The sequence below is a fragment of the Pseudomonas sp. DSP3-2-3 genome, from assembly GCF_049898225.1.
Classification (GTDB): domain Bacteria; phylum Pseudomonadota; class Gammaproteobacteria; order Pseudomonadales; family Pseudomonadaceae; genus Aquipseudomonas.
The window spans coordinates 1-14,415 of record NZ_JAFCXH010000003.1; the positions used below are offsets into that span (position 1 = coordinate 1).

Sequence of the window (14,415 nt, forward strand, 5' to 3'; positions counted from 1 at the left end):
AAGCCTCTGCCTCGTTCAAGAAAGGCTTCGATGGCGGACAGCTTGAATTGTGTTGTGTACTTGCTCATGAAAAACACCCCAGAGGTTGGATGGGTGTCCAACTTTTGGGGTGCACTTCAGATGCGCTGGATATGAATACCTCTTCGCGAGCAAGCTCGCTCCCACAGATGGAACACGGTCATCCCGTGGGACCGGATTTATCCGTGAAGACGTCGGTGCAGACAACACATCTGAGGCATCTGTGGGTTGCCCTCAAACATTGAATCCCCCACAGCTCCCACAGGTCAATCAACCTTCTTCACCCGAAACCAAGCCGCATACAGCGCGGGCAGAAACAGCAAGGTCAGCGCGGTCGCGACGATCAGGCCGCCCATGATCGCTACCGCCATCGGGCCGAAGAAGACGCTGCGTGACAGCGGAATCATCGCCAGCACCGCCGCCAGCGCGGTCAGCACGATAGGCCGGAAGCGCCGCACTGTGGCTTCGATAATCGCCTGCCACTGATCCAGTCCGCCGGCAATATCCTGTTCGATCTGATCCACCAGAATTACCGAGTTGCGCATGATCATCCCCGACAAGGCGATGGTGCCCAGCATGGCAACGAAACCGAATGGCTGATTGAACACCAGCAGGAACAGCGTCACGCCAATCAGCCCCAACGGCGCAGTCAGAAACACCATGAACATCCGCGAAAAGCTGCGCAACTGGATCATCAGCAAGGTCAGCACGACCACGATGAACAGCGGCACGCCCGCCTTGACCGAGTTCTGGCCTCGCGCCGAATCCTCGACCGTACCGCCCACTTCCAGCAAATAGCCATCCGGCAATTCATCGCGCACACCTTGCAAGGTCGGCATGATTTGCTGGACCAGCGTCGCCGGTTGCTCCTTGCCGTAGATATCGGCGCGCACCGTGACATTGGGCAGGCGGTTGCGGTGCCAGATGATGCCCTCTTCAAAGCCGTATTCCAGGGTCGCCACTTGCGACAAGGCAACACTCGCGCCGTTGTCGGTGGGTACCGCAAGACTCGCCAGCGCGCCCAATTGCTGACGTTCGTTGGCGGTGCCGCGCAGGAGGATTTCGATCAGTTCATCGTCCTCGCGGTACTGACTCACGCTGGAACCGGTGAGCGAGCTTTGCAGGAATTTCGACAGACTGGCTGTGGTCACGCCGAGTGCGCGGGCGCGGTCCTGATCGACATTGAGGTACACCACTTTGCTGGGTTCTTCCCAGTCCAGATGGACATTGGCCACATGGGGATTGTCGCGGACCTTGGCCGCCACTTTGCGCGCCAGTGCGCGGACCTCGTCAATGTGCTCGCCGCTGACCCGGAACTGCACCGGATAACCCACGGGCGGGCCGTTTTCCAGGCGCGTGACTCGCGAACGCAAGGTCGGGAACTGCTCATTGAGGTTGGTAATCAGCCAAGTCCGCAGGGTTTCCCGGTCCTCAATGGATTTGGCGAGAACGACGAACTGGGCAAAACTCGCTGCCGGCAGTTGCTGATCCAGCGGCAGATAGAAACGCGGCGAACCGGTGCCCACGTAGGACACGTAATTGTCGATGCCGTCGTGATCCTTGAGCATCTGCTCCAGCCGCTTGACCTGTTCGGCGGTGTTGCTCAACGAAGCGCCTTCGGTGAGTTTGATATCGATCATCAACTCCAGCCGACCCGAAGCCGGGAAAAACTGCTGGGGCACGTACTTGAACATCACCACCGACAGCACGAACAGTCCTACCGTCAACACGATCACTGTCTTGCGACGACGAACGCACCAGCCGACAAGACCTCGAACGCGCTTATAGAACGGCATTGCATAGGGATCAAAGACCCCCGCGCCGTGTTTCTCGGCATGGATTTTCGCCAGGTCCGGCAGCAGCCGTTCGCCCAGATACGGCACAAACACCACCGCCGCGACCCATGACGCGAGCAACGCAATGGTGACCACCTGGAAGATCGAGCGGGTGTACTCGCCAGTACTCGACTGCGCCGTGGCAATCGGCAGGAAACCCGCCGCTGTGATCAGCGTCCCGGTGAGCATCGGGAACGCGGTGCTGGTCCAGGCGAAACTCGCCGCGCGCATCCGGTCGTAACCCTGCTCCATTTTGATTGCCATCATTTCCACAGCAATGATCGCGTCATCCACCAGCAAGCCCAACGCCAGCACCAGCGCACCCAGGGAAATCTTGTGCAGGCCGATCCCCAGGTAATACATGCAGGCGAAAGTCATCGCCAGCACCAGCGGAATCGCCAGCGCCACGACCATGCCAGTACGCATACCGAGGGAAAAGAAACTCACCAGCAAGACGATGCCCAAGGCTTCCGCCAGCACCCGGACGAACTCGCCGACGCCGGTCTTCACAGCGGCAGGCTGATCGGAGACCTTGCGCAGCTCCATGCCGGCCGGGAGGTTTTTCTGGATGCGGGAAAACTCGCCTTCCAGCGCCTTGCCCAGCACCAGAATATCGCCGCCTTCCTTCATCGCCACCGCCAGGCCCAGCGCATCCTCACCTATGAAGCGCATGCGCGGCGCAGGCGGGTCGTTGAAGCCGCGATGCACCTCGGCCAGATCACTGATGCGCAGCGTCCGGTCGCCGACGCGGATCGGAAACTCACGAATCTCTTCTACGGTCTGGAAACGTCCACTGACCCGCAACTGAACCCGCTCGGTGGGGGTTTCAAAGAAACTGGTGGCCGCGACGGCGTTCTGCGCTTCAAGCGCCTGCTGGACGGCGGCCAGCGGCAGGCCCAGGGTGGCCAGTTTGACGTTGGACAGTTCGATCCAGATCTTCTCGTCCTGCAAGCCGATCAGCTCGACCTTGCCGACGTCCTTGACCCGCTGCAATTGCAACTGGATACGGTCGGCGTAGTCCTTGAGCACGGCATAATCAAAACCCTTGCCGGTCAGCGCGTAGATGTTGCCAAACGTGGTGCCGAACTCATCGTTGAAGAACGGCCCCTGAATACCCGGCGGCAGGTTCTGGCGGATGTCGCTGATTTTCTTGCGGATCTGATAGAACAGTTCCGGCAGCGCGGCGGAGAACATCGAATCGCGGGTCACGAAGGTCACGGTCGATTCACCGGGTCGCGAGAACGAAACGATGCGCTCGTATTCGCCGGTTTCCATCAGTTTCTTCTCGATGCGATCAGTGACTTGCAGCGCCACTTCTTCAGCGCTGGCGCCCGGCCACATCGTCCGAATCACCATGGCTTTGAAGGTGAACGGTGGATCTTCGCTCTGCCCCAGCTTGGTGTAGGAAAGAGCCCCGACGACAGCCAGAACGATCATCAGGTACAGGACGATTTGCCGATTGCGCAGCGCCCATTCGGATAGATTGAAGTGCATCCGGGCTTACTCCTTCGCCGCCAGCTTGACCGCGCGGTTCTCGCGATCCACCGGGCGGACTTGCTCACCTTCGTGCAGCACATGCACACCCGCAGCCACGATCCAGTCGCTGGCCGCCAGCCCGTCGAGCACCGGCACCGACTCCTGCCCGTAAGGACCAAGCCGCACCGTCACGCGCTTCAGCGTATTGCCGGCCTCGACACGCCAGACGTAATGCACGCCGTTCTCGGACGTCACTGCCGACAGCGGCACGGCGAGCGGCACGACCTGTTCGGCCTGGATAAACACCTGGGCGCTCTGCCCCAGTTCGGCGGGGATCTTGCCGCCAGCAAAGGCGATGCGCGCCGCGAAGGTGCGCGAACGCGGATCGGCGGCCGGTGACAGCTCGCGAATCCGGCCCGGGAAACGTTGCTCGCGCTGGGTCCACAATTCCACCGCCACTGGCTGGCCGACCTTGAAGCGCGAGAAGTTCTGTTCCGGCAGGCTGATCAGCACTTCACGCTCGCCATCCGCCGCCAGGGTAAATACCGTTTGTCCCGCTGCGACGACCTGGCCGACTTCCACCAGACGCTTGGCAACCACGCCATCCTGCGGCGCACGCAGTACGGCATAGCTGGTCTGGTTGTCGGCAACGGTCAGCTCGGCACGGATCTGCTTGAGCCGCGCTTCGCCGGAGCGGTAGAGGTTTTCTGCGTTGTCGAACTGCGAACGACTGACCATCTGCCGCTCCATCAGCGTCTTGTAGCGATCGCGTTCGGAGCGCACCAGCTGCAAATTGGCCTCGGCTGCCGCCACCTGGGCGCGAGTGGCGTCCAGTTGCAGGCGGACGTCCTGAGCATCCAGTTCGGCCAACGGTTGGTTGGCCTTGACCCGCTGGCCTTCTTCGACCCAGCGCTTGCTGACTTTGCCAGCGATGCGAAATGCCAGGTCCGGCTCGAATCGCGCCCGTACTTCACCGGGATAGCTGTCCATGGACTGGGACGACGGCAATGGCTGCACCACCATCGCCGGACGCACGGAAACCGGCGCAGCGACCTCTTGGCCGCAAGCGGCGAGCAACGAAATCAGAGTGACAGGCAGCACGACAGAGAGCGCATTGCGTAACATGGTGACAACACCTTCGCAATTGAGACTTGGAATAATTGTACTGGCGAGTATATTAAAAATTATCAAACTCACCAGTACATTATTAAAACGAATATGCCTGACACCTCATTACCACCCTCCGGCCCCGGCCGCCCCAAGGATCTGGCAAAACGCCAGGCCATTCTCGACGCGGCGAAAAACCTGTTCGTGCGCAACGGTTACGCCAGCACCAGCATGGATGCGGTGGCTGCGGAAGCAGGTGTTTCCAAGCTCACGGTCTACAGCCATTTCACTGATAAAGAGACGTTGTTCTCCTCGGCCGTGGTAGCCCGCTGCGAAGAACAGATGCCGGAATTGTTTTTTGATCTGCACAGCGAGTTGCCCGTCGAGACGTTGCTGCTGAACATTGCGCGCAGCTTCAACAGACTGATCAACAGCCCGGAGTCCATCGAGTTGCATCGTTTGATGGTGACCCTGGGGACTCAGGACCCGATGCTGTCGCAGACCTTCTTCGAAGCGGGCCCGCAGCGGATTCTTCAGGAAATGGAGCGTTTCCTCGCGCGCCTGGAAAAAACCGGTGAGCTGCGCTTTGACTCGGCAAGGACCGCAGCCGAACACTTCCTGAGCCTGATCAAAGGCACCTGCAACTTCCGTTTGCTGGTGGGCTGCGGCGAGCTGCCGGACGACGCCAGCGCCGAAAGGCATGTGCGGGATGTGGTGGGATTGTTTATGCGGGCTTATCGGGTTTAGCTGTTGGCGAGACGTAGCCCCTACAGATTGACGATGGCGTTTTTGTGGGAGCGTTCGGAGGTTACGACGGCCGCGAAGCGGTGTGTCAGGCACATCGATATCGCTGCCTCGCGCTGCTCGTAAGCTCCTTCGCGAGCAAGCTCGCTCCCACATAGGTTCGCTGTTGCGTCAGATCAACCGGATTTCAACGCCTTCTTCGGATAGATGTCATAACGGCTGGATTTGCCATCCAGCGCATAACTCGGTTTCGGGCCGTCGATGCAGGGCGCTTTGCGCGGGCGTTTGACCACCACGCGGTGGGTTGCCAGGGCCAGCGCGGCTTCGAGCAGCGCCGGAGCATCCATGTCGTCGCCCACCAACGGCCGGAACAGGCGCATTTCCTTCTTCACCAGCGCGGTTTTCTCCCTGTGCGGGAACATCGGATCAAGGTAGATCACCTGCGGCGGTTCGCCTTCCCAGTTGTGAATCAGCTCGATGGAATTGCCCGTCAGCAAGCGCATCTGGCCAATGATCGAACCCACTTCGCGATCCTGCCGACCGCGTAGCAAACCGTCCTCAAGCAACGCAGCGATGATCGGCTGACGTTCGATCAGACTCATCTCGCAACCCAGACTGGCGAGCACGAACGCGTCTTTGCCCAGCCCGGCCGTGGCGTCCAGCACCCGCGGGCGCACACCGGGCTGGATGCCTACCGCCTTGGCGATCATCTGTCCGCTGCCACCACCGAACAGCCGGCGATGGGCGACCGCGCCTTCGACAAAGTCCACGCGCACCGGGCCCGGCGCATCATCACTCAGTTGCTGCAACTGCAAACCGTCGTCGGTGACTTGCAAGGCGAAATCCGCTTCGGCGTCCTGTAACGGCAAGCCCAGGCGCTGGGCCCATTGCGCTGCCTGCTCCTGCCCATTGCTTGCCAGGGCTTCGACCCGGATGCGGCTGCCCGCTGGTTGCTCACTCATTGTGTCCACACGCTCAAAAATTGTTAATGATCGACAAAAACGGCCGATAACCAAGTATCAGGCATTTTGCCAGACCCAAGACGTGTACTGATCGCTATGTCAGAGATTCAGCAAACATCCATAGGCTACTTATCCCACGCGGGTGACTTCAGCCTGCGTAATTCCCGAGCATTGGGTAGCGTTACCCAGCTCTGGTCGGATGCATTTGCCCGTGCGATGGCTGAACAGATCGGCGACACCACCGAGGTCTCGGCAGAATCCGCCGCCGTTGTGACTGATATCGCCACCGGCGAACCGATTGCCGGGGCTCGCACCCTGGGCAAGATCGTCGAACAACGCGCCTGCCCGGTTGCCGATGTGCAGCGCAAGCCGCCTGAGCCGTTGTTCCTGCCGATTGCCGAGTTCGAACTGGACTTGCTGCCGCCACCGAACGAACCGTTCAGCCTTGGCGAAATGATTGCCCAACAGCGCCACCTTGAGTTCGACAGCACCTGGGTGCGTCCGAGCGTACTCAATCCATACGACGACAGCGTCATTCCAGGCCCTGGCCCGGAGCCACGCCCACTGCATCTGCCGATTGCCGAGTTCGAATGGGAATTGGCCGACAAGCCTGCGCTGCCGCTGGACGACGCCATCGTCGTAGCCCAACAGCGCCAGTTCGACTACGAAAACGGCTGGGCACGCCCAATCGTCCTGCAAAACCTGCGCATGGCTGCTTAACGACAAACACTCCAGCGCCCCATATCCAGATGGAAATGGTTGCGATGGGCAGCGTTATAGTCCGGCCCCAACACCGTATTGAAGTTCTTGCAGGCACCGTCGCGCACCTGACGCAAAAACCGGCCTTTGTCGCCCGCCTCCTTCCAGTCCTCCAAAACACTGATCCGCTGACCATCCGCCAGACGAAAACCGGCGATATCCAACGCATTGGCCGTCGCGTGCTGGCTCAAGCGACCTTCGCTGCGGTTGTAGACATTGCGGCAGGCAAAGCTGCCCAGATGATCGATGCGCGTCACTTTCTGGCCGAATACGGCCTGGGCGGCGGGTTGCAAGGTGTGGACGTCAAACAGCGCATAGGCCACCGCCAACCGGCAACTGGCGAGAAAGCTGCTGCTCAAGGCCACATCCCCGCCCTGCACGCGCAGGATGTTTTGCAGCGGACAGGCTGCCGATGGGTCGCTGTCCGCCTGATGACTGAAGCGCAGCGACGAACTGCCGAGCGCTTGATCACACAGCTGCGGATCGTTTTGCAGGCGCGACAGCTTGTATGGCGTCAGGACGTTCGGTTCGGCCCGGATGTCCAGCGGCGCCCAGGGATTCCACAGGTCAGGCACCTCGATCCAGCCACGCCACACTGCCGCAACGGCAACGCCACACAGCAGCACAAAGACCAGCAATACCGTCGAACCCCGCATCTTCAGCTTTTGAACAATGCGTTGAGTTGATCGAACGGCAGCGCCTGCCCGGCATAGGTGAAGGTGCCTTGGCTGCGGATTTCTTCAGCGGCGCGATACAGCCCGCCGAACGCCGCACGGGCCAGGGATGAACCGACGCTGATGCGCCGCACCCCGCATTCGCTGAGCTGCTGGACGCTGAGGTTGACGCCATTCAAGCCCATCAACACGTTCACCGGGCGCGGCGCCACAGCCTGCACTACGGCGATGACTTGCTCGCGAGTGCGCAAACCTGGGGCGTACAGCACGTCGGCCCCGGCGTCGGCATAGGCTTCGAGCCGCCGCAGCGTGTCAGCGAAATCCATCCGGCCGTTGAGAAGATTTTCCGCACGGGCTGTAAGCATGAACGGAAACGGCAAACTGCGGGCGGCGGCGACGGCCGCTCTGACGCGCTCGACAGCCAGATCGAACGCATAAATCGGGTCATCAGGATTGCCGCTGGCGTCTTCGATGGATCCGCCGACAATGCCGGTCTGCGCCGCTTTCAGCAGGGTTTCGGCGCAGCCTTCGGGGCTGTCGGCAAAGCAATTCTCCAGGTCGGCAGCTACCGGCAGATCGGTCGCGGCAACGATGGCGCGGATATTTTCCAGCGCTTCATCCCGGCTTATCGCGCCTTCAGCATCGGCGCGCCCCAAAGCGAAGGCCAGGCCTGCGCTGGTGGTCGCCAGGGACTCGAAGCCCATGGACGCCAGCAGCTTCGCGGAACCTGCGTCCCACGGATTAGGGATCACAAACGCGCTGTCGCGCGCGTGCAAGGCCTGGAAGGTCTGGGCACGTAGCAATTGACGGTCATCCATGGGCGAGTCCTGCTCAAGTCATTGGTGTGGGCTGCTATAAGCCCACAACTACAGACCTCAGAGCAAGCCCAGTTGCTCCACGGAAGGTGCGCGATCCAGTTCCGGCAAGCTCGGCAAGCCTGGCAGGCGGGTCATCAACAGTTGATGAAAGCGCTGGGCCAGCAGCGGCGCCTGGATATTGTCCGGGGTGTGCAGAAACACGTAAGGCGTACGCCCTTCTTCGATCCAGCCTGCGACTTTCTCGACCCATTGCTGCAGAAACGGCTCGTTGGCCTCCAGCAAGGGATGGCCAATGAAGCGCACCTGGGGAAATTGGGTCAGCGCCGCAGGTCGAGGTGGCACCTTGGGCTTTTTCGACTGCGCATGCAAAACCGCAGGGTCCGTGGACACGCAGCTGAACAGCGGCCGCGAGTCCAGGCAAATGCGCTCTACGCCGCGATCCAGCAGCAGCCGATTGAGCATGCGCTCATCTTCACCCTTGTCGAAAAACGCGTGATTGCGCACCTCCACGGCGAGCGGGTATTGCAGCTCATCGATGAAGGTGGCCAGTTCACCCAGGCGCAACGGAGTGAAACTCTTCGCGAGTTGCAGCCAGAGCGGCGCTACGCGCTGACCCAGCGGCGCCAGCAGCCGGATGAAATCCCCTGCGGCGTGCAACTGCAGGCGCAAATCGCCGTTGTGGCTGATGTCGCCGGGGAATTTGGCGGTAAAACGAAAATGCCCAGGCAAGACTTCGGCCCAACGCTGCACTGTTTCAGGCTTGGGTCGCGCATAAAACGTGGTGTTGCCTTCTACGGCATTGAAGACTTGCGCGTACAGACCGAGCATTTCATTAGGACGGGCATCTGCGGGATACAGGAAATCGCGCCAGGCGTTTTCACTCCAGGACGGGCAACCCAAGTAATAAGGCAGGCGGGGAACGTTCAAACGTGCAGATCGAGGCCCGAGACTTCAAGATCCCAATCGACAAAACTCGCGGTGGTCAGATAACTGGCCAGGGCATTGGCAACGCGGCTGCTCATGGAGCGCGGGAAGATGATGTCTTGCTGACGGGCGGGGACGTTGGCGGTAGAGCTGGCTTGCGCACCGGCGCCCGGTTTTGCAGCGTTTTGTGCAGGCTTTTGCGGAACCTCAAGGTCGTCGTTCACTTCTTCGAAGGTACCCTCAACAGTCGCAGGAGCCTTTTGCGGCCTGCGCTTGATGGGGGTGGAGCGATGTGAGGGTCCGTCTATGCGCATGTGTGCGTACTCGGCATCTTATAGTGGCAATTTAACGTCACGAACAGGCACTTAGCAAATGTTCGAACGATAACTAGACCACACATTTCCCAAAAGGTTGACGCCGGCTGGTGGATTCAGGGATTTAGGCGATGAAAGGTGTGTCGCCAGGCAATAGGCAGGGCGAATCCGTGGGAGCAAGCTTGCTTGCGAAGACAGTCGCTTCGCCGCCGAAGAGTACTGGATTGTACTGGCCTTTTCGCGAGCAAGCTCGCTCCCACAATGCCTGTCACCGCGCCTTGGGCGTCGCCACTTTGTCGCGCAGGTAAACCGGCTGGGCGTCGTCGGCGATGATGGCTTCGCCTCGGTTCCAGGCGAAGGTCGCCAGGGTCAGCAGATCCTGAGCATGGGGCAACATGCTGGCGTCGTGGCCGATCGGCTGCACGGGTATGCGCTCGGCATAGCCCCAGCCGGTGCCTGCACCGAACCAGTCGCCGCAGGCATCGGCGGGCAATGCCGCCAGCTCCGGCGGCAATACGGCTTCAGCGCCGAGCAGGCGCATTTCACCCGCCACGTTGTGATAGCACCCCCAATACACCTCATCCATGCGCGCATCGATTGCCGACGCTACCTGATGGGCGCCATGTTCGCGCAATGCGCGTTGCGCCAGTACCGCCAGATTGGAAACCGGCAGCACCGGCCGCTCCAGGGCGAAAGCCAGGCCTTGAACCACGCCGATAGCGATGCGCACGCCGGTAAAAGCCCCGGGGCCACGCCCAAAGGCGATGGCGTCCAGCGCCGACAGGCCGATGCCCGCCTCCGCCAGCAAGGTCTTGATCATCGGCAACAGACGCTGGGCATGCAGGCGCGGGATCACCTCGTAGTGGCTCAGCACTTTGCCGTCATGCAGCAAAGCGACCGAGCAGGCTTCAGTGGCGGTGTCCAGGGCCAGCAAGGTGGTCATCGATGTATCCGTCGCAGGAAAAAAGTGGCGCATTATAAACGACAAACGGCCCGCAAGCGGGCCGTTGTTGACTGAAGGACTCGATCAGCTCAGCGCTGCGAGCACCTTGGCAGTGATCTCTTCTACAGAACCGACACCGGCAATATGGCTGCACTTGGGCTTGCCATTCGCGGTTTCGAGTTTGCTGTAGAAATCCACCAGCGGCTTGGTCTGCGCGTGGTAGACGGCCAGGCGATGGCGCACGGTTTCTTCAACGTCGTCCTTGCGTTGCAGCAAGGGCTCGCCGGTGACGTCGTCGATGCCTTCGACTTTCGGCGGATTGAAGATCGTGTGGTAAATGCGACCCGAACCTTCATGAACGCGGCGACCGGACATGCGCTTGACGATTTCTTCGTCATCCACAGCGATCTCCAGCACATTGTCGATTTCCAGACCGGCGGCCAGCAAGGCTTCAGCCTGCGGAATGGTGCGCGGGAAACCGTCAAACAGCACGCCGTTGGCGCAATCGGGTTCGGACAGACGATCCTTGATCAGGCCGATGATCAGGTCATCGGACACCAGACCGCCGCTGTCCATTACGCTTTTGGCTTTCAAGCCCAGCTCAGTGCCAGCCTTGACCGCTGCGCGCAACATGTCGCCTGTCGAAATTTGCGGGATGCCGAATTTCTCGGTGATGAATTTTGCCTGAGTACCTTTACCGGCCCCGGGAGCTCCCAGCAGAATTACGCGCATCGATGTGCTCCTCAAATTTTTTATATGGAATCGTCGGATTCGCCACTACAGGACCAATCTCTAAATAAGGTTTAAAGCCGAAGAATGGCCAAAGGCTGATCAAGATACACAGCAGACACAGGTGGCACAAGCCGCCGAAAGTCGCAGTAACCCTAGTCCTGATGGCGGTTGCAAGTAGCGGCACCAGCGAGTTCGGCGCCGCGCAACTGCAGGCTCGCAACGCTTTGCCGGCACGGGCTGCGCAGGCAATCGCCGACAGCCCGACCGACAACTGACATCAGCCGGTATTACGCAAGCCCGCCGCGATTCCCGCCACAGACACCAGCAACGCCTGCTCCAGGGGACTGTCCAGACTTGCCTCGCGGCTACGGGATCGGGCGAGCAGTTCCGCTTGCAGCAAGTGCAACGGGTCCAGATAGGTATTGCGCAGGCTGATGAATTCCAGGGTCGCAGGGCTATGTGCCAGTAGCTGGGACTGGCCGGTCAGACCGAGCACCACGGCGCAGGCCTGCGACAATAGGTCGCGTAAATGCGTACCTAAATGTTGCAGCTCGGGCGCCACCAGACGTTCGTCGTATAAACGTGCAATGTCGCTGTCGGCTTTGGCCAGCACCATCTCCAGCATATCGATGCGCGTGCGGAAGAATGGCCATTGCTCGCGCATGTGCGCCAACACCTCGCCTTCGCCCCGTTCCAGCGCCTTGCTCAGCGCTGATTCCCAGCCCAGCCAGGCCGGCAGCATCAGCCGTGTCTGGGTCCAGGCGAAAATCCACGGGATCGCGCGCAAGCTTTCCACACCGCCAGCGCGACGCTTGGCCGGACGGCTGCCCAGCGGCAAACGACCCAGCTCCTGTTCCGGCGTGGCTTGACTGAAATACTCGACGAATTCGGGATTTTCCCGCACCACGGCGCGGTAGGCTTTGACGCCATCGGCCGCCAGGTGATCCATCATCTTGCGCCAGGCGGGTTCCGGCGGTGGTGGCGGTTGCAAGGTGGCCTCCAGCACGGCAGCCAGGTACAGGTTAAGGTTTTGTTCGGCGATGCCTGGCAGGCCGAACTTGAAGCGAATCATCTCGCCTTGCTCGGTGGTGCGAAAGCGACCGGCTACCGAGCCCGGTGGCTGAGACAGAATCGCCGCATGCGCCGGGCCGCCACCGCGTCCGACCGTGCCACCACGGCCATGAAACAGCAGCAGTTCGACTTGTTGCTCACGGCAGATATCCACCAGTTTTTCCTGCGCCCGATACTGCGCCCAGGCCGACGCGGTGGTGCCAGCGTCCTTGGCGGAGTCGGAATAGCCGATCATCACTTCCTGCGGCCCGTGCAACCGTGCGCGATAGCCTGGCAGGCTGAGTAATTGCTCAATCACCGGCCCGGCGTTGTCCAGATCCGCGAGGGTTTCGAACAGCGGCACCACGCGCATCGGCCGTTGCAGCCCGGCTTCCTTGAGGAGCAACTGCACGGCGAGCACGTCCGACGCTGCGCCAGCCATGGAAATCACGTACGAACCGAGCGATGCCGCAGGCGCCGCCGCCACTTCGCGGCAGGTGGCGAGAACTTCGGCGGTGTCTGCCGCAGGTTTGAAATGGCTGGGCAACAATGGCCGACGGTTATTTAGCTCGCGCAGCAGGAACTCAACGCGCGCGGATTCATCCCACTCTTCATAGCGACCCAGACCGAGATAATCAGTGATTTCGGTCATGGCGGCGCTGTGTCGGCTGGAGTCCTGACGCACATCCAGCCGCACCAGGAACAAACCAAAGGTGACAGCGCGGCGCAGACAATCGAGCAACGGGCCATCAGCAATCACACCCATGCCGCATTCGTGCAGCGACTGAAAACACAGCAGCAGCGGGTCGAGCAGATCACGGTTGTCGTTCAGCACGTTCTCCGGCATCGGCTGGGTGACGGTCAGCGATGCGTGCGCCCAATTGCGCGTCGCGCGCAGACGTTCACGCAGTTGTTTGAGCAACGCGCGATAAGGTTCGGCATTTTCTCCGGCATGGGCTAGCAGCGCGGCGCTGGCCTGTTGCATGGACAGTTCGGCCGCCAGCTGATCGACATCGCGCAAGTACAGATCCGCCGCCATCCAGCGCGCCAGCAGCAGCACTTCGCGGGTGACCGCAGCCGTGACATTCGGGTTGCCGTCACGGTCGCCGCCCATCCACGACGCAAAGCGGATCGGCGCGGCTTCCAGCGGCAGATGCAGGCCGGTTGCGGCGTGCAGTGCATGATCGGCCTTGCGCAGGTAATCGGGCACCGCCTGCCACAGCGAATGCTCGATGACGGCGAAGCCCCACTTGGCTTCGTCCACCGGAGTTGGCCGGGTGCGGCGAATCTCTTCGGTGTGCCAGGCCTCGGCGATCAAGCGTTGCAGGCGTGAGGTGATCTGCTCGCGCTCGTCGCTGCTGAGGTCTCGCTGATCCAGTGCCGCCAGTTGTGCGGCGATGGCGTCGTACTTCTGGATCAACGTGCGCCGCGCGACTTCGGTCGGGTGCGCAGTAAGGACCAGTTCGATCTCCAGCTTGCCCAGTTGCCGCGCCAGCGCTTCCGGGGAATGTCCCGCGCCCTTCAAACGGTCGAGCAACTCGGGCAGGACTCGGGATTCGAAGGGTTGCGGCTGAGCATCGTCGCGACGACGAATCAGCTGATATTGCTCGGCGATGTTGGCCAGATTGAGGAACTGATTGAAGGCCCGCGCGACGGGCAGCAACTCACCTTCCTCCAGCGCATTTACGCTGGAACTCAGCTGTTCGGCACCCGCTGCGGAGCCCCGTCGACCAGCCTTGGCGCCTTTGCGAATGCGTTCGATCGTATCGAGAAACTCCGCGCCACGTTGCTCGCGGATGGTGTTGCCCAACAGCTCGCCCAACAGGTGAACGTCCTCACGCAAACGTGCATCGATATCAGCCATCGTTCCCTCTCCCAGCGTTTTTATAGGGGCGCTGTCCGGTTCGTTACCTTCACCACCGAACCAGCGTGCAGAAATCTGATCTACCAACAGTGCACCAAAACCCTGCGGTTCGACAAACCCCTGGCTTCAGGCAACCGTTTGCCAGGACTCAAGCTAATCTCAGTGACGGGCTATTTTGATGGGCTCGTTATTCGA

General features: G+C 60.9%; 13 protein-coding genes. 3 read left to right on the forward strand and 10 right to left on the reverse strand.

Features of this window, described 5'->3' with window-relative positions; genetic code table 11:
* Positions 1–263: hypothetical protein (locus ACP7E4_RS04560; protein WP_426112081.1), on the forward strand; the 263-nt coding region annotated here is incomplete at its 5' end.
* 21 nt (positions 264–284) lie between these two features.
* On the opposite strand, the gene ACP7E4_RS04565 is transcribed toward ACP7E4_RS04560, so the two are convergent.
* Together ACP7E4_RS04565 and ACP7E4_RS04570 are read right to left on the reverse strand one after the other, a co-directional pair.
* Positions 285–3,347 carry an efflux RND transporter permease subunit gene (locus ACP7E4_RS04565; RefSeq protein ID WP_426112083.1) on the reverse strand — a complete coding sequence of 1,021 codons (3,063 nt, stop codon included), beginning with the start codon at positions 3,345–3,347 and terminating at the stop codon, positions 285–287.
* A 6-nt stretch (positions 3,348–3,353) separates the two neighbouring features.
* Complete coding sequence (locus ACP7E4_RS04570; RefSeq protein ID WP_426112085.1) at positions 3,354–4,454, reverse strand: efflux RND transporter periplasmic adaptor subunit; 1,101 nt, start codon at positions 4,452–4,454, stop codon at positions 3,354–3,356.
* 93 nt (positions 4,455–4,547) lie between these two features.
* Between ACP7E4_RS04570 and ACP7E4_RS04575 the strand changes: the two genes are divergently transcribed.
* A complete protein-coding gene (locus tag ACP7E4_RS04575; protein WP_426112087.1) occupies positions 4,548–5,183 on the forward strand; it encodes a TetR/AcrR family transcriptional regulator in 636 nt (211 codons plus the stop codon).
* Positions 5,184–5,356: 173 nt separating this feature from the next.
* Here the strand turns inward: ACP7E4_RS04575 and ACP7E4_RS04580 are convergent, their stop codons facing one another.
* Positions 5,357–6,142 carry a class I SAM-dependent methyltransferase gene (locus tag ACP7E4_RS04580; RefSeq protein WP_426112089.1) on the reverse strand — a complete coding sequence of 262 codons (786 nt, stop codon included), beginning with the start codon at positions 6,140–6,142 and terminating at the stop codon, positions 5,357–5,359.
* A gap of 96 nt (positions 6,143–6,238) precedes the next feature.
* Here ACP7E4_RS04580 and ACP7E4_RS04585 point away from each other — a divergent pair, with 96 nt between their 5' ends.
* Entirely contained in the window at positions 6,239–6,862 is a 624-nt protein-coding gene (locus tag ACP7E4_RS04585; RefSeq protein ID WP_426112091.1) for an energy transducer TonB, read from the forward strand.
* On the opposite strand, the gene ACP7E4_RS04590 is transcribed toward ACP7E4_RS04585, so the two are convergent.
* The 7 genes from ACP7E4_RS04590 to ppc form a co-directional block, all read right to left on the reverse strand.
* Positions 6,859–7,557, reverse strand: a complete 699-nt coding sequence (locus ACP7E4_RS04590; protein ID WP_426112093.1) for an extensin family protein — start codon at positions 7,555–7,557, stop codon at positions 6,859–6,861. The two genes, ACP7E4_RS04585 and ACP7E4_RS04590, sit on opposite strands and share 4 nt — an antisense overlap.
* A gap of 2 nt (positions 7,558–7,559) precedes the next feature.
* Positions 7,560–8,393: an isocitrate lyase/PEP mutase family protein gene (locus ACP7E4_RS04595; RefSeq protein ID WP_426112095.1), complete on the reverse strand. Its 834-nt coding sequence runs from the start codon at positions 8,391–8,393 to the stop codon at positions 7,560–7,562.
* A 57-nt stretch (positions 8,394–8,450) separates the two neighbouring features.
* Positions 8,451–9,320, reverse strand: coding sequence for a DUF72 domain-containing protein (locus ACP7E4_RS04600; RefSeq protein WP_426112097.1), 870 nt, complete (start codon positions 9,318–9,320; stop codon positions 8,451–8,453).
* Positions 9,317–9,631, reverse strand: coding sequence for a hypothetical protein (locus ACP7E4_RS04605; protein ID WP_426112099.1), 315 nt, complete (start codon positions 9,629–9,631; stop codon positions 9,317–9,319). The genes ACP7E4_RS04600 and ACP7E4_RS04605 overlap by 4 nt, the downstream gene beginning before the upstream one ends.
* A 268-nt stretch (positions 9,632–9,899) precedes the next feature.
* Positions 9,900–10,574: a tRNA (adenosine(37)-N6)-threonylcarbamoyltransferase complex dimerization subunit type 1 TsaB gene (gene tsaB / locus ACP7E4_RS04610; RefSeq protein ID WP_426112101.1), complete on the reverse strand. Its 675-nt coding sequence runs from the start codon at positions 10,572–10,574 to the stop codon at positions 9,900–9,902.
* 84 nt (positions 10,575–10,658) lie between these two features.
* A complete protein-coding gene (gene adk, locus ACP7E4_RS04615) occupies positions 10,659–11,306 on the reverse strand; it encodes an adenylate kinase (protein WP_426112103.1) in 648 nt (215 codons plus the stop codon).
* A gap of 277 nt (positions 11,307–11,583) precedes the next feature.
* The gene (ppc, locus tag ACP7E4_RS04620) at positions 11,584–14,220 is read right to left on the reverse strand and encodes a phosphoenolpyruvate carboxylase (RefSeq protein ID WP_426112105.1); all 2,637 of its coding nucleotides are present in this window, start codon (positions 14,218–14,220) and stop codon (positions 11,584–11,586) included.
* Between the last annotated feature and the right edge of the window lie 195 nt (positions 14,221–14,415).